This is a genomic window from Devosia sp. (assembly GCF_035944845.1).
Taxonomy (GTDB): Bacteria; Pseudomonadota; Alphaproteobacteria; order Rhizobiales; family Devosiaceae; genus Devosia_A.
In genome coordinates this window covers 1-14,405 of record NZ_DASZAW010000023.1, presented here as the reverse complement: position 1 = coordinate 14,405, position 14,405 = coordinate 1, and the positions used below count along the sequence as shown (strand labels likewise).

14 protein-coding genes are annotated in these 14,405 nt (G+C 65.3%); 3 read left to right on the top strand and 11 right to left on the bottom strand.

Features of this window, described 5'->3' with window-relative positions; translation table 11 throughout:
- Positions 1-80: 80 nt before the first annotated feature.
- Together VGV07_RS03600 and VGV07_RS03595 are read left to right on the top strand one after the other, a co-directional pair.
- A complete protein-coding gene (locus tag VGV07_RS03600; protein WP_326867322.1) occupies positions 81-1,268 on the top strand; it encodes an aminotransferase class I/II-fold pyridoxal phosphate-dependent enzyme in 1,188 nt (395 codons plus the stop codon).
- Positions 1,265-1,636, top strand: coding sequence for a VOC family protein (locus VGV07_RS03595; protein ID WP_326867321.1), 372 nt, complete (start codon positions 1,265-1,267; stop codon positions 1,634-1,636). The genes VGV07_RS03600 and VGV07_RS03595 overlap by 4 nt, the downstream gene beginning before the upstream one ends.
- Before the next feature lie 161 nt (positions 1,637-1,797).
- Here VGV07_RS03595 and VGV07_RS03590 read toward each other — a convergent pair whose 3' ends face one another.
- From VGV07_RS03590 to VGV07_RS03550, 9 genes are all read right to left on the bottom strand, one after another.
- Entirely contained in the window at positions 1,798-2,598 is an 801-nt protein-coding gene (locus VGV07_RS03590) for a lysophospholipid acyltransferase family protein (protein ID WP_326867320.1), read from the bottom strand.
- Positions 2,595-3,032 (bottom strand): Fur family transcriptional regulator, encoded by a 438-nt coding sequence (locus VGV07_RS03585; protein WP_326867319.1) that lies wholly within the window; start codon positions 3,030-3,032, stop codon positions 2,595-2,597. The genes VGV07_RS03590 and VGV07_RS03585 overlap by 4 nt, the downstream gene beginning before the upstream one ends.
- Positions 3,033-3,065: 33 nt before the next feature.
- On the bottom strand, positions 3,066-3,542 hold the full coding sequence (rimI, locus tag VGV07_RS03580; RefSeq protein WP_326867318.1) for a ribosomal protein S18-alanine N-acetyltransferase: 477 nt from the start codon (positions 3,540-3,542) through the stop codon (positions 3,066-3,068).
- Complete coding sequence (gene tsaB, locus VGV07_RS03575; protein WP_326867317.1) at positions 3,539-4,189, bottom strand: tRNA (adenosine(37)-N6)-threonylcarbamoyltransferase complex dimerization subunit type 1 TsaB; 651 nt, start codon at positions 4,187-4,189, stop codon at positions 3,539-3,541. Before tsaB ends, rimI begins: the two co-directional genes overlap by 4 nt.
- A gap of 204 nt (positions 4,190-4,393) precedes the next feature.
- Positions 4,394-4,951 (bottom strand): NifU family protein, encoded by a 558-nt coding sequence (locus tag VGV07_RS03570; RefSeq protein ID WP_326867316.1) that lies wholly within the window; start codon positions 4,949-4,951, stop codon positions 4,394-4,396.
- 79 nt (positions 4,952-5,030) lie between these two features.
- A complete protein-coding gene (locus tag VGV07_RS03565; RefSeq protein ID WP_326867315.1) occupies positions 5,031-5,507 on the bottom strand; it encodes a universal stress protein in 477 nt (158 codons plus the stop codon).
- Positions 5,508-5,642: 135 nt separating this feature from the next.
- Complete coding sequence (trpS, locus tag VGV07_RS03560; RefSeq protein WP_326867314.1) at positions 5,643-6,677, bottom strand: tryptophan--tRNA ligase; 1,035 nt, start codon at positions 6,675-6,677, stop codon at positions 5,643-5,645.
- A gap of 61 nt (positions 6,678-6,738) precedes the next feature.
- The gene (gene tdh, locus VGV07_RS03555; RefSeq protein ID WP_326867313.1) at positions 6,739-7,761 is read right to left on the bottom strand and encodes an L-threonine 3-dehydrogenase; all 1,023 of its coding nucleotides are present in this window, start codon (positions 7,759-7,761) and stop codon (positions 6,739-6,741) included.
- Complete coding sequence (locus tag VGV07_RS03550) at positions 7,761-8,957, bottom strand: glycine C-acetyltransferase (RefSeq protein ID WP_326867312.1); 1,197 nt, start codon at positions 8,955-8,957, stop codon at positions 7,761-7,763. The genes tdh and VGV07_RS03550 overlap by 1 nt, the downstream gene beginning before the upstream one ends.
- Before the next feature lie 105 nt (positions 8,958-9,062).
- Here VGV07_RS03550 and VGV07_RS03545 point away from each other — a divergent pair, with 105 nt between their 5' ends.
- Positions 9,063-9,632 (top strand): XRE family transcriptional regulator, encoded by a 570-nt coding sequence (locus VGV07_RS03545; RefSeq protein ID WP_326867311.1) that lies wholly within the window; start codon positions 9,063-9,065, stop codon positions 9,630-9,632.
- Positions 9,633-9,796: 164 nt separating this feature from the next.
- Here the strand turns inward: VGV07_RS03545 and murJ are convergent, their stop codons facing one another.
- Positions 9,797-11,362, bottom strand: coding sequence for a murein biosynthesis integral membrane protein MurJ (murJ, locus tag VGV07_RS03540; RefSeq protein WP_326867310.1), 1,566 nt, complete (start codon positions 11,360-11,362; stop codon positions 9,797-9,799).
- Positions 11,363-11,506: 144 nt separating this feature from the next.
- The gene (locus VGV07_RS03535) at positions 11,507-14,305 is read right to left on the bottom strand and encodes a [protein-PII] uridylyltransferase (RefSeq protein WP_326867309.1); all 2,799 of its coding nucleotides are present in this window, start codon (positions 14,303-14,305) and stop codon (positions 11,507-11,509) included.
- Between the last annotated feature and the right edge of the window lie 100 nt (positions 14,306-14,405).

The window sequence follows — 14,405 nt, the reverse complement described above, 5'->3', positions numbered from 1 at the left end:
GGGACAGGGGTGGGGGTCCACAGCCACCGGGTTGTCAGCAGGCGCGCCCCGTTGCACGTTCCCACCCCGGAGAAACCACCATGACCAATAACCTCGACACCCTGGCCCTGCATGGCGGCGATGGCGCCCGGATCGTCGGCGAACCGCTGGCCCCGGCCCCGGTGCTGTCCACCACCTACTTCACTCACCCCGACGCAGTGGGCTTTTCCGCCTCGGACCTCGAGGCGGATGCGCCGCATTTTTACACCCGTTGGAGCAACCCGACACTCGAGCTCCTGGAGAAGCGCCTAGCGCTGCTCGAGGGCGGCGAGGCGGCGCTGAGCTTCGGCTCCGGCATGGCGGCAATCACTGGGTTGTTTGCCGGCCTGCTCAAGGCCGGTGATCACCTGGTGCTGTCCGACGTCTGCTATGCCGGGGTCGCCGAATACGCGCGGCACGCCCTGCCGCGACAGGGCGTCGAGGTGTCGTTTGCCGACAGCTCCAACCCTGACAACGTCGCGGCGGCGCTGCGACCCAACACCCGGCTGGTTCATATCGAGACGCCGGCCAACCCGATCCTCAAACTCACCGACATCGCCGCGGTCGCTTCCATCGCCCATGCCGGCGGGGCCGAGCTGTCGGTGGATTCGACCATTGCGACGCCGGTCGGCACCAACCCGATCGCGCTCGGCGCCGACTATGTCTGCCACTCGCTGACCAAATATCTCTGTGGCCACGGCGATGCGCTGGGCGGCGCGGTGATCGGCCGCGCCGACGCCGTCGCGGCGCTCCGCAAGGATGTGCTGATCCACCACGGCGCCGTGCTGTCACCGTTCTCGGCCTACCTGATCCTCCGCGGCATCGAAACGCTGGGCCTCAGGATGGACAAGCACCAGGCCAACGCCCGGGCAGTGGCCGAATGGCTGGAGCAGCACCCGAAAGTGCGCCGGGTGCTGTGGCCGGGCCTCGCCAGCCACGAGCAGGCGGGACTGGCCCGCCGGCAGATGCGCAATTTCTCCGGGCTCATGAGCTTTTCGGTCAACGCCGACAGCGCCGGCATGGCCCGGCAGCTGGCCGAGCGCCTCAAGCTGGTGAGCTACGCCGTGTCGCTGGGCAAGACCAAGTCGCTCTGCTTCTACATCCCCACCGAGGACATCCTCCGCTCCTCCTTCGCCCTTTCCGACGAGCGCAACTATCGCGATTGGGCTGGCGACGGAGTGTTCCGGATATCTGTCGGCATCGAGGACGCCGACGCGATCATCGCCGATTTCGATGAGGCGCTGCAATGAGCGGCAGGCTGACGCAGATCGTCTTCGATTGCGGCCGCGCCGCGCCCCTGGCGCGCTTCTGGGCGGCGGTGATCGAAGGCTATGCCGTGCGGCCCTACGACGACGAGGAGATCGCCCGGCTGGCGGCGATCGGTTTCACTCCCGAAACCGATCCGGTGGTGATGGTCGACGGTCCCGGCCCGACGCTCTGCTTCCACGAGATCGAGCGCGGCCGCGTCCAGGGCCGCATCCATCTCGATGTGAAAGTGGTCGATCGCTCCGCCGACCGCGCCCGTCTCATCGACCTCGGCGCCAGCGTGCTGCGCGAAGCCGATGGCTACACGGTGATGTCCGACCCGGAGGGCAACCACTTCTGTTTGGTGGATTGATGCAAAAAAAAAGGCCCCCTCACCCGCCGCTACGCGGCGACCTCTCCCCCAAGGGAGAGGTGGTGTAGAGGCGCGATCTCGCCCCCGGCGCACCTCTCCCTTGGGGGAGAGGTCGGTCCGAAGGACCGGGTGAGGGGGCCTTTCTAAAGCCTTTGGCCTAGCTACTCCGCCGCCACCGGCAGTGGCGTACCGCGGTTGAGCGCCACCAGCATGCGGCGGACTTCGTTCTCGGTCTGCTTGGCCAGTTCCTTGCGGTTGGCGCCCGAGCTGAGCGGGCGGGGTGTGCCGAATGCCAGCGTGACTTCGCGAGTACCGCCGGTCAGGATTTCCTTGATGTTCTGCTTCACCGACTTGGACTTGATCCAGGCGATGAACGACCGGTCGGTGCGGCCGACCGGCAGGCCCTGCAGCTTGGTATAGGCGATGGTCAGCGGCTGGATCATCACCTCGGCGGCGCCAGCCTCCTCCATGGCGTGCTGCGCCGCGCCGATCAGCGCCGAGCGGAACGGCAGTACGTGCGTCCCGAGATCGGACTGGCCCTCGGCGAACAGCAGCACCGCGCCGCCCGAAGCCATGCGCTTGCCCATCTCCTCGCTCACCCGCTTGGCGTCGCTGCGCTTCTTGCGATCCACGTAGAGGGTACGCTGCAGCGAGGCCATGAAGCCGACGAAGAACCATTTCTGGATTTCGGATTTAGCGACAAAGGTCACGTCGGCCTTTGAGCCGATGGCGATGATGTCGGTCCACGAGATGTGGTTGGAAACGATCAGTGTCGCCCGGTCGGTGGAAGGCTTGCCGATAACGTTCACCTTCATGCCGAGGAAGGTGCAGCCGAACCAGTGAAACCAGCGCGGGATGCGGTTGCTGAACCACGGGCTGCGCGAGACCAGAAACTGCAGCGGCACGAAGACGATGAGAAACGGCACGTAGCAGAAGATGAAGAACAGGACGCGCAGGATCATTTGTGAGGTTCGTCCGACTTGAGCGGCACAGCATAAAGCTCCAGCCGATGGTCGACCAGCCGATAGCCCAGCCGCTTGGCGATCACTTCCTGGATGGCTTCGATTTCTTCGTTGCGGAACTCGATCACCTTGCCCGAGCGGATGTCGATCAGGTGGTCGTGGTGTTCGTCGGGGATCAGCTCGAAGCGGGCCCGCCCGTCCTTGAAGTCATGCTTGGTGACGAGCCCCGCTTCCTCGAACAGGTTGAGCGTGCGGTAAACGGTGGACAGCGAAATGCGCGCGTCGATCGCCGAGGCGCGGCGATACAATTCCTCGACATCGGGATGGTCGACCGCCTGCTCGATCACCTGCGCGATGACCCGGCGCTGGTCGGTCATCCGCATGCCCTTCTGGGCGCACTGCTCTTCGAGGGTCTGAATGCCGGGTTTGCTCATCGGGCGTCCCCCGTTTCCGAATGAGACAACCGGTTAGCCAATGTCGCGCGCCATGACAATAGCGGTGGCCGGCGTACCGTCTGGGCGAGGATAGTAGCCCTTGCGCTCGCCGACTTTTGCGAAGCCGAACTTGCCGTAAAGCTTCAGCGCCGAAAGGTTGTCGGCGGCGACTTCGAGCAGCATCCGCTTGGCAGGGCTCATCCGCACCGCTTCGAACAGTGCCCGCATCAGTTGCGCACCGACCCCCTTGTTCCGCCACTTGCGGTCGACCGCGATGCTGATCAGCTCAACCTCATCGCCCAGGTGCCGCAGCATGGCGAAGCCGGCAATGCGGCGCCGGCTGTCGCAGGCGACATAGATCGGCGTGTCCTTGCCCGCGACATAGGCAGCGAATTCTTCGCGCGTCCAGCCGCGATAAAACCCCTCGGCATGCAGCCGGGCGATCGTTTCGGCATCGCTGCCCTGCGCCGGCTCGATATGCAGCGTCCCGGGCGAAAGCCAGAAGTTCATTGCCCGACCCTCGCGACGCGGAACCTTTCCTGCGGCTTGGCATCGGCGTCGCGGATATAAGCCGCCTCCGGAGGATAGCCTGCAGGGTCGGCGGTGGCCGCAAAGCGGGCCAGCGCCGCGATATCGACCAGCGGCGAGGTGATCAGTCCCGCTCCAGCAGGCACCCGGCGGCGCGCCTCTTCCATCGGCAGCACCTGCGGTTCGCCGACCGGGATGGCGGGGCCGCTGAACAGCTGGAAATAGGCTTCCTCGCGCCGTGCATCGAGCAGCACCGCAGTCGCGTCGCATTGCGTCACCAGCGACAGGCCCAGCAGCGAGGGCACCCCGATCACCGGGACGCCAAGCGCCAGGCCGAGGCCGCGCGCCGCGCTGAGCCCGATCCGCAATCCGGTGAACGAGCCGGGGCCGGTGGTGACGGCGATGCGGGTCACGTCCTTGTAGGCGACGCCATTGCGCGCCAGCAGCTCGTCGATCGCCGGAAAGATCCGTTCGGCCTGACCCTGTGCCATGTCCTCGACCAGCGTGTCGGCACGATCGCCGAGCAGCAGCGCCAGTTGCAGGCGCGGCGCGGCGGTATCGATGGCGAGGAGGACGCTGGACATGTCGGAGAGATAGGGGTTCGGGCGGGGGTTGTCACGGGGGATCACCGACAGAGACGGCCCCCTCCCGGCCTCCCCCATGAAGGGGGAGGTGAAGAGTCGAGGCTCTGTCTTCGATCGTGCCCCATGAACCGGCGAGGCACCTCCCCCTTCATGGGGGAGGATGGGAGGGGGCCGTCTCTCTCAGTGAGTCCCGAAAAACAAATCGCCCGGCACAGGCCGGGCGATCCAAAACTCGATCTGCAGCTGGACTCAGACCTGCTGCACGGCCTCGACGCCGGGCACGAAGTGCCGCAGCAGGTTTTCGATGCCGGATTTCAGCGTCGCGGTCGAAGACGGGCAGCCCGAGCAGGCGCCCTGCATATGGAGGAACACCGTGCCCTCCTTGAAACCCTTGAAGGTGATGTCGCCACCATCCATGGCGACGGCCGGACGCACGCGGGTGGCAAGCAGTTCCTTGATCACCTCGACGGTCTCGGCGTCGCCTTCCTCGAAGAACTCTTCGCCGGCAACCACTTCCGCCGTGCCGTCAGCGAGTACCGGCTTGCCCGACAGGAAGTGTTCCATGATCACGCCGAGGATCGCCGGCTTGATATGGCTCCACTCCGCCGTGTCCTTGGTCACCGAAATGAAATCCGAACCGAGGAACACGCCCTCGACGCCGGGAACGTCGAACAGCGCGGCGGCCAGCGGCGAGATGGCAGCCGATTCGGCCTGCCGGAAATCCCGCGGCTCACCCACCAGCACGTCGCGGCCGGGCAGGAATTTCAGGGTCGCCGGGTTCGGCGTGGCTTCGGTCTGGATGAACATCGGACGGTTCGGACTCGTGTTAGAACAATTCCAAACTAGTGTTTTGAAGCCCGAAATGCAAGGGTCTGGGCACGTGCCATCAGGTCACCGCGACGATCTGTTCGTCCGTCATGGTGCCCGGAATAATGGTGACGATCACCGGCAGCGCCGCCTGGCCGGCGCGGGTGGCGAAGGCGCTGACCAAGGGGCCAGGGCCTTCCTTGCTGCCGGCCGCCGCGATGACCAGGATGGCGATGCCCGGATCTTCAGCCACCAGCCGTTCGATCTCGCCGACCAGGCCGCCCTCGCGGATCACCGTCTCGGTGCGGATGCCTTCGCCGATCTGGCTGATGCGGGCGCGCTTGGTATCGAGCAGCCGCTCGGCTTCCTCGCGCGCCTCGGCCCGCATCACTTCCTCGACGCCGAGGAACTGGGTGAAATCCTGGCTGTCGATCACCGAGAGCAGCACCACCGTGCCGCCGGTGCGCTTCACCCGGTTGGCCGCAAAGGTGATGGCGCGATCGGCTTCCTTGCTCTCGTCGATGACGACGAGAAACTTGCGTTTGTATTCGCTCATGCTGTCAGCCAAAGCGCCGCACCTTCAGCTAGAGCGCTTTCAGGAAGAGTTGCAGACTCTTCCGGTGCGAAAGCGCGACCAAGTCAATGCTCTGCAAGATACGCCATTGTCCCAAATGCGCGCCGCCGCCGCAAGTCAGCGGACGAAACCCACGATCTTGCGCACGTCCTTCATGGTCGCCTCGGCGATCACCGAAGCCCGCTCCGCGCCGTCCTTCATGAAGGCATCGACGGTTGCAGGATCAGCCGTCAGCCGACGCACCTCGGCGGCAATCGGCGCCAGTTTTTCGACCGCGAGTTCCGCCAATGCGGGCTTGAATACCCCCCAGCCCTGACCACCGAACTGCTGCAGTACGGCGGCCTTGGTGGTGTCGGAAAGCGCCGCATAGACGCCCACGAGGTTATCGGCTTCGGCGCGCCCCTTGAGCCCGGCCTCTTCGCTGGGCAGCGGCTCGGGGTCGGTCGTGGCGCGCTTGATCTTCTTCGAAATCTGGTCGGCGTCGTCCATGAGCAGGATGCGGGCGCCCTCGGCCGGATCCGACTTGCTCATCTTCTTGCTGGCGTCCTTGAGGCTCATCACCCGCGTTGCAGGCCCGGCAATGACCGGCTCGGTGATGGGGAAGAACTCTGCATCGAGTCCCTGCTCCACGATCGAGCTGGCGTAATCATTGTTGAACTTGGTGGCGATGTCGCGCGTCAGCTCGAGGTGCTGCTTCTGGTCGTCGCCCACCGGCACGTGGGTCGCCTTGTAGAGCAGGATATCGGCCGCCATCAGCGAGGGGTAGGCGAACAGGCCGAGCGACACGTTTTCCGCATTCTTGCCGGCCGTCTTGTCCTTGAACTGGGTCATGCGGTTCATCCAGCCCATGCGGGCGACGCAGTTGAACACCCAGGCCAGCTCGGCGTGGCCGGAGACGCGCGACTGGTTGAACACGATGTTCTTCCTGGGGTCGACCCCCGCCGCGACATAGGCCGCCGCCACTTCGCGGGTCGCGCGCCGCAACTCATCTGGATCCTGCCACACGGTGATGGCGTGCATGTCGACCACGCAATAAATGCACTCGTGCGTCTTCTGCATCTCGACGTAGCGCTTGATGGCGCCCAGATAGTTGCCCAGATGCAGGTCGCCCGAGGGCTGAGTGCCGGAAAAGACGCGTGGGGTGAAAGCCATGACAGATATTCCAGTGTGAGGCTGGGCTTATCGCCGATCAGCGCCCCCGCGCGCAAGCCGTCTACCACTCAAGCACGATCTTGCCCTTTTCGCCGCCGGCCGCCAGCCGGAACGCCTCGGCATAGTCGTCGGCCTGCATGCGCCGGGTGATCACCTTCCGGACGTCGAGCCCCGACTCGAGCATCGCCAGCATCTTGTGCCAGGTCTCGAACATCTCGCGCCCGTAGATGCCGCGCAGCGTGATCATCCGGAACACGATCTTGCCGAGGTCGAAGATGAACGGCCGCGCCGGCACGCCGAGCAGCGCGATCCGCCCGCCCATCACCATGTGGTCGATCATCTGGTCGAGCGCCGCCGACGCGCCGCTCATTTCTAGGCCGACGTCGAAGCCTTCCTTCATGCCGAGCCGGTCCATCACCGCCCGGAGGTCCTCGGTCGCGACATTGACCGGCACCACATCGGCGACTTCGGTGGCGAGCGCCAGCCGCTCGGGGTTCACATCGGTGATCACCACATGCCGCGCCCCGACATGCCGGGCAACCGCGGCGCCCATGATGCCGATCGGCCCGGCGCCGGTGACCAGCACGTCTTCGCCGACAATGTCGAAGGCCAGCGCCGTATGCACGGCATTGCCGAGCGGATCGAGGATAGCGCCCAGCTCGTCGTCGATCGCGTCGGGCAGCGGGATGATGTTGAAGGCCGGGATCCTGACGAACTCGGCGAAGGCGCCGGGAAGATTCACCCCGATCCCCTTGGTGTCGGGGTCGAGGTGGAATTTTCCCGCCCGCGAGGCCCGGCTCTTCATGCCGACGACATGGCCTTCGCCCGAGACGCGCTGGCCGACCTTGAGGTTCCGGACCTCGGTGCCGATTGCGGCGATTTCGCCGGAATACTCGTGGCCGGTAACCAGCGGCACCGGCACGGTTTTCCTGGCCCAGTCGTCCCAGTTGTAGATGTGGATATCGGTGCCGCAGATGCCGGTCTTGTGCACCTTGACCAGCACATCCTCGGGGCCGATATCGGGGATCGGCTGCTCTTCCATCCAGATGCCCGACTCGGATTTGGCTTTGACCAGGGCGCGCATCAGATCACTCCCACTTCCCTGCCGGCCTCGGCAAAGGCGCCGATGGCGAAGTCGATATCGGCAGCCGACAGGGCGGCCGACATCTGCGTGCGGATGCGGGCCTTGCCCTTCGGTACCACCGGAAAGAAGAACCCGGCGACATAGACGCCGCGCCGGTCGAGGGCGGCTGCAAGGTTCTGCGCCAGCATCGCTTCACCCAGCATCACCGGAATGATCGGGGTTTCTCCGGGCAGCAGATCGAAACCGAGTTCGGTCATTCGCGCACGGAAGCTCCGGGTGTTGTCGGCGAGCTTTTGCCTGAGGTCGTCGGCGACCCGGGCGATCTCTATCGCTTTCAGCGAGCCGGCGGTCACTGCGGGGGCGAGGGCGTTGGAGAAGAGGTAAGGTCGCGCCCGCTGCCGCAGCAGGTCGATCACTGCCTGTGGGCCGGTGATGAAGCCGCCCATGGCGCCACCAAGCGTCTTGCCGAAGGTGCCGGTGATGATGTCGGGCTCGGCGCCGGTCAGCGCGCCGGTGCCACGCCCCTCGGGGCCGAGATGACCGGTGGCGTGGCAGTCGTCGACCGCAATTATGGCGCCATACTTGTCCGCCAGCGCGCGGATCTCGGGAAGTTTTGCCACGTAGCCATCCATCGAGAACACCCCGTCGGTGACGATCAGCCGGAAGCGGGCATTGTCGGCGACCGCCTGCTTCAGCTGGCTCTCGAGATCGTCCATGTCGGATGTCTGGAAGCGGTAGCGCTTGGCTTTGCTGAGCCGCACCCCGTCGATGATCGAGGCATGGTTCAGGCTGTCGGAGATGACGGCGTCGTCTTCGGTGAGCAGCGTCTCGAACAGCGCGCCATTGGCGTCGAAACAGGCGGCGAACAGGATCGCGTCGTCCTTTTGGAGATAACGCGCTATGGCGGTCTCGAGCTCGCGGTGCAGGTCGAGAGTGCCGCAGATGAAGCGGACCGAGGCCATGCCGAAGCCGTACTGCTCGAGCGCTGCCGCGGCGGCGTCGGCGATCGCTGGGTGGTCGGCGAGCCCGAGGTAATTATTGGCGCAGAGGTTGACCATCTGCCTGGGCCCGCCGGCCCCTGCCACGGTCACTTGGCCACCCTGCGGCGAGGTGATCAGCCGCTCGCGCTTCATCAGGCCCTGCGCCTCGATGTCAGCAAGCACGGTCCTGAGGTGATCGAGATATCCGGTCTGCATGGTCGTTCCTCCGATATGGAGGAAATTCCGCTATAACGGACGGATAGTCAAGGGATCGCGGAATTTCCGCTTGGCAGTGCCAGCGTACTTGGCGATAAAGGCAGCATGGCAAGCACCGAAGCCCCCGATATCGGCCCGATCATCCAGCGCGAACGCAAGGCCCGGCACCTGACGCTGGAGCGGCTGGCGGCGCTCTCGGGCGTGTCGCGCTCGATGCTGAGCCAGATCGAGCGCGGCGAATCCAACCCGACCTTTGCGGTGCTGTGGGGGCTGACCCAGGCGCTGAAGATCGATCTCGCCGACCTGATCGCCGGCGGCGTCGCGCATCGACGCGCGGCTCCCGTCGACGTGGTGACGGTGCCGCTGACGCCGGAGATCAACAGCCCCGAGGGGCATTGGCGGCTGCGCATCCTGAGCCCCACCTCGATGGCGGGCCGCGTCGAGTGGTACGAAGTCGAGATTGCTCCGGGCAGCCGGCTGCACAGCGCCCCGCACGCCGCCGGCACTAATGAGCACCTGACGGCGCAGACCGACGGGCTGCGGGTGAAAACGGCTTTGGGCGAACAGGTGCTGGGTGCCGGCGAGACGGCCCGCTACCGGGCCGACGTCGAGCATGAGATCGTCAATGACGGCAAGCTGCCGGCGCGGGCGCTGATGGTGGTGGTGTACGAGTAGAGACACTCGTCCGCAGCCGGTGGCCGTAGCCCCCCACCCTTGATCCCTCCCCCCAAAACATGGGGAGGGAGATAATCGCCTCGATATCAGTGTTTTGGTCTCCCTCCCCATGTTTAGGGGGAGGGGACAGGGGTGGGGGTCAGCCCTCGCCGGCTGTCCGATTCTTAGCCAGCCTTCCGCCGCCGCAACCGCCGCAGCAGCCCACCCAGCCGTTGCACCCCGGTGAAATGTGCCAGCGCGAAATACAGTCCCGCCCCGAACACGCAGAGCGCCAGCAGCGCCAGCGCCTGTGTCGGGAAGAAGTACCCCGGATCGAACACCGGCCCGAGCAGCACGACGAGGCCGTAGAGCGCCCCGGACATCACCAGCGTCAGCAGCAGGATCATGCCCTCCTGCCGCCACTCCGCTCCGCTGATGGTGAAGTGGCCGCGGCGGGCAAGGAAAATGGCCAGCAGTACGACATTGGCCCAGGCGGCGATCGAAGTGGCGAGCGCGATGCCGACATGCTTGAGCGTCGGAAAGAACGCCAGCGACAAGACGATGTTGATGATCAGCGACACGAAGGCGAACCAGGTCGGCGTCCTGGTGTCCTTGCGCGAGAAGAACCCCGGCTGCAGCACGCGGATCAGGACGAAAGCCGGCAGGCCCACGGCAAACGCGATCAACGCATGCGAGACGTTGACGCTGTCGGTCGGCCCGAAGGCGCCGCGCTCGAACAGCACCCGCACCACTGGCAGCGCCAGCGCGATCAGCGCCCCGGCCGCCGGCATCGACAGCAGCATGGAGAGGAACAGCGACTGGCTCTGGCTCTGCCGCGCCTCGGCATCGCGCCCGGCGCTGAGATGCCGGCTGAGTTCGGGCAGCAACACCGTGCCGATGGCGATGCCGATAATGCCGAGCGGCAATTGGTACAGCCGGTCGGCATTGTAGATGATCGACATGACCTCATCGGCGCCCGAAGCGATGATGGTGCCGACGAAAATGTTGATCTGGGTGATGCCGCCCGCAATGATTGCCGGCACGGCGAGGATCCAGAAGCGCCGCACGTCCGCATCGAACCGCGGCAGCCGCAGCTTCGGCACGAACCCGGCGCGGCGGATCGCCCAGTAGACCAGCGCCAGCTGCGCGATGCCGCCGAGCATGGTGGCGATCGCCACCCAGAATGCCGTGTCCGGCGCCTCGAGCGTCAGCATCGCCAAGGGGATCAGCGCCCCGATATTGACGATGTTGAGGACGATCGGCGCGAAGGCGGCAGCAAAGAACCGCCCCAGGCTGTTGAGGATTGCCGCATAGGCCGCCATCAGCGACATGCAGGCGAGATAGGGGAACATGATCCGGGTGAGAAACACCGTCAGGTCGAACTTCGCCTGATCGCCGACAAAGCCGGGAACGAACAGCACCATGATTTGCGGGGTGAAGATCTCGACCAGAATGGTGACGACGAGGATCGCCGCCACCAGCCAGCTCATGATCCGCCCGGCGAGTTCCTTCGCCCCCTCATTGCCCTCGGTTTCGAGCGCACTCGAGAACATCGGCACGAACGCCGTGTTGAACGCGCCCTCGGCGAACAGCCGGCGGAACAGGTTGGGAAAGCGGAACGCCGCGTTGAAGGCGTCCGATACCGGCGAAATGCCCAGCACCGCCGCCATCAGCGCATCGCGGGCAAAACCGAAAATGCGCGAAACGAGGGTCAGCCCGCCGACCGAGAGGAAATTACGATAGAGGCTCATTGGAACGCCGGTGCGAGCCGACCCCCACCCCTGTCCCCTCCCCCTAAGGAAGGGGAGGGAGACGAGAACACAACCGCCGCGGGGAGCGTCTCCCTCCCCCTGTTTGGGGGGAGGGGACAGGGGTGGGGGGCCATAGCCACCGGATTACCCATTCGCCACCCTGGCCTTCTCGTCCCCGCCCTGGAACACCGCGAGCAATGCGTCGTGAATCTTCTTCTGGCGCGACTTCGACTCGATCTTATGGCCGGTGAGGTCGGTGACGTAGAACACGTCGACCGCCTTTTCACCGTAGGTGCCGATATGGGCCGAGCCGATGGTGAGGTTGAGGTCGGAGATCTGCCGGGTGAGCTGATGCAGCAGGCCGGTGCGGTCGAGGCCCATCACCTCGATAACGGTGAATTTTTCCGAGATGGTGTTCGATACCGCCACCTGTGCCGGCAGGGTGAAGGGCTTGAGCCGCTTGTTGTGGCGGCTCTCCTTGCCGAGGTCGATCAGCACCTGGCGCTTGCCCTGCAGCAACTGCTTCACCGTATCGATGATGCGGGTAGCGCGGACCTTCTCGTCCTCGTCCGAGGTGAAGGAGCGGCGCAGCCTGAACGTGTCGACGGCGCGGCCGTCGCGGGTGCCGAAAATCTGCGCGCCGATGATCGAGGCGTCGGCCATGGTGCAGGCGCCGGCGATCAGCGACAGCAACCGCGGGTGGTCCGGGGTATAGAAGCTGACCTCGGTAATCGACTCGAAGGATTTCACCCGGATCGAGCCCGCAAACATCTGCCCGGCCTGGTCGGCGGCGCGGATCATCCGAGCATGCTCGACCTGCAGTTCGGGTTCGGCGCGCAGCCAGTAGTGGTCGTAGTGGCGGCCGAGATAGGCATCGACCTCCGGCGCCGGCCAGGCCGAAAGCGCGCCGCGCAGCACGGTCTTCGCCGCTTCGATGCGGTCGCGCTGCGTCACCTGGCTGTGGCCGCCCGAGAGCAGCGGTTCGGTCGCGTAATAGAGGGCGCGAAGCAGCGAACCCTTCCAGCCGGTCCATACTCCCGGGCCGACCGCGCGGATGTCGCAGGCGGTGAGGATCATCAGCAGCGCCAGCCGTTGCGGCGATTGCACTACGTCGGCGAAGGAGCGGGCGGTTTCCGGATCCTGGATGTCGCGGCTCTGGGCGATCTCGCTCATCAGCAGGTGATGTTCGACCAGCCAGGAGACGGTGTCGGTTTCCGCCGCATCGAGCCCCAGCCGCGGGCAGAATTTCTTGGCGATGCGAGCGCCGGCGATCGAATGATCCTCCGGCCGGCCCTTGGCGATGTCGTGGAGGAACAGCGCGACGTAGAGCAGCCGCGTGTCGTTGAGGTGCGGCAGCAACTCGTGCGTCAGCGGTAATTGTTCGCGCAGGCCCCCATTGGCGATGTCGGCCATCACGCCGACGGCGCGGATCAGGTGCTCGTCCACCGTATAGTGGTGGTACATGTTGAACTGCATCAAGGCGACGATCTTGCCGAATTCCGGCACGAAGCGGCCGAGCACGCCGGCTTCGTTCATCTGCCTGAGGATGCGCTCGACATAGGTCGGCGCGGTCAGGATCTCGAGGAACCAGGCATTGGCCTGCTTGTCGTTCCTCAGGTCATGGCCGATCAGCTTGAACGAGCGGCGGATCAGCTTGATGGCGTCGGGGTGAAGGTGCGCATCGTGTCGCCCCGCCAGCATGAACCCCTTGATCAGGTTGCGCGGGTCCTTCTGGAACACCTCCGGCCCAGCGACATTCAGCCGACCGCCCTCGATGACGAAATCGCTTTCGCCCTTGATCGCGACCTTGCCGCGCTTGAACGGCGCCAGCACCCGACCGACCATGTCGAGCGGCTTGGCGTGGTCGAATTCCAGCGAGGTGCAGAAGATGCGGGTCAGGTCGCCGACGTCCTTGGCGACGAGGAAATAGCGCTTCATGAAGCGCTCGACCCCCAGCATGCCGGCGCGGTCATTGTAGCCGAGACGCTGGGCGAGGTCGGGCTGCACGTCGAAGGTCAGCTTCTCGTCGGCCCGGCCGGTGAGGAAGTGGAGGTTACAGCGAATGGCCCAGAGGAAATCCTCGGCCCGCTGGAACAGCCGGTATTCCTCGGCGCTCAATACGCCTTTGCCCACCAGCTCGGCACTGGATTTGACCCGGTAGAAATACTTGCCGATCCAGAACAGGGCGTGGAGGTCGCGCAACCCGCCCTTGCCGTCCTTGATGTTGGGCTCGACTACGTAGCGGGTATTGCCCATCTGCCGATGGCGTTCATCGCGCTCCGCCATCTTGGCGGCGATGAACTCCGGCCCGGTCTTGGGCATGATCTCGGTTTCGAACCGGTGCACCAGTTCGTCGAACAGCTTCCGGTCGCCGGTGAGATAGCGCGCCTCGAGCGTCGCCGTGCGCACCGTCATGTCGGAGCGGGCCATGCGGATACAGTCATCGACCGAGCGCACGGCATGGCCGACTTTCTGGCCGAGATCCCATAGCATATAGAGGATGTATTCGGTGATCTGCTCGCCCCACGGCGTCTGCTTGTAGGGCAGGATGAAGAGCAGGTCGATGTCGGAGCCCGGCGCCAGCGTGCCGCGGCCATAGCCGCCCACCGCGGCGATCGAGATCATCTCGGCGCCTGAGGGGTTGTCGACCGGGTAGACGTCACGCACCGCGAAATGATGCACCGCGCGGATGATCTCGTCTTCCGCCGCACTCAGGTTCATGGCGCAGCGCGTGCCCTTGCCGGTAGCCATGAGTTCGGCCTCGGCGCCCAGGCGGGCGTCGGCGAGAACGGAGCGGACATGCTGGAGCACGATGCTGCGGGAGGCAGCGGACTTGGGGTCCTGACCGGCGACGAGACGCCGGATAGCACCGAGGATGGCCTCGGCCGAGGTGAGCTGGAAGGCCGGTTTTCGCGGTCGGGCGTCAATTTCGGCGAGCTGCATCGCGGATTTTCTTAAGCTCGTAGATCAGGTCGATGGCCGCGCGGGGCGTAAGGTCGTCGGGGCGCACCTGATCGAGCATGTCATGGATGGGATTAACGGC

What these genes read in the sequence shown, in the direction of transcription:
- VGV07_RS03600 (WP_326867322.1), top strand. Translation starts at nt 81, where the DNA reads ATGACCAATAACCTCGACACCCTGGCCCTGCATGGCGGCGATGGCGCC.
- VGV07_RS03595 (WP_326867321.1), top strand. Translation starts at nt 1,265, where the DNA reads ATGAGCGGCAGGCTGACGCAGATCGTCTTCGATTGCGGCCGCGCCGCG.
- VGV07_RS03590 (WP_326867320.1), bottom strand. Translation starts at nt 2,598, where the DNA reads ATGATCCTGCGCGTCCTGTTCTTCATCTTCTGCTACGTGCCGTTTCTC.
- VGV07_RS03585 (WP_326867319.1), bottom strand. Translation starts at nt 3,032, where the DNA reads ATGAGCAAACCCGGCATTCAGACCCTCGAAGAGCAGTGCGCCCAGAAG.
- rimI (WP_326867318.1), bottom strand. Translation starts at nt 3,542, where the DNA reads ATGAACTTCTGGCTTTCGCCCGGGACGCTGCATATCGAGCCGGCGCAG.
- VGV07_RS03570 (WP_326867316.1), bottom strand. Translation starts at nt 4,951, where the DNA reads ATGTTCATCCAGACCGAAGCCACGCCGAACCCGGCGACCCTGAAATTC.
- VGV07_RS03565 (WP_326867315.1), bottom strand. Translation starts at nt 5,507, where the DNA reads ATGAGCGAATACAAACGCAAGTTTCTCGTCGTCATCGACGAGAGCAAG.
- trpS (WP_326867314.1), bottom strand. Translation starts at nt 6,677, where the DNA reads ATGGCTTTCACCCCACGCGTCTTTTCCGGCACTCAGCCCTCGGGCGAC.
- tdh (WP_326867313.1), bottom strand. Translation starts at nt 7,761, where the DNA reads ATGCGCGCCCTGGTCAAAGCCAAATCCGAGTCGGGCATCTGGATGGAA.
- VGV07_RS03550 (WP_326867312.1), bottom strand. Translation starts at nt 8,957, where the DNA reads ATGCAGACCGGATATCTCGATCACCTCAGGACCGTGCTTGCTGACATC.
- VGV07_RS03545 (WP_326867311.1), top strand. Translation starts at nt 9,063, where the DNA reads ATGGCAAGCACCGAAGCCCCCGATATCGGCCCGATCATCCAGCGCGAA.
- murJ (WP_326867310.1), bottom strand. Translation starts at nt 11,362, where the DNA reads ATGAGCCTCTATCGTAATTTCCTCTCGGTCGGCGGGCTGACCCTCGTT.
- VGV07_RS03535 (WP_326867309.1), bottom strand. Translation starts at nt 14,305, where the DNA reads ATGCAGCTCGCCGAAATTGACGCCCGACCGCGAAAACCGGCCTTCCAG.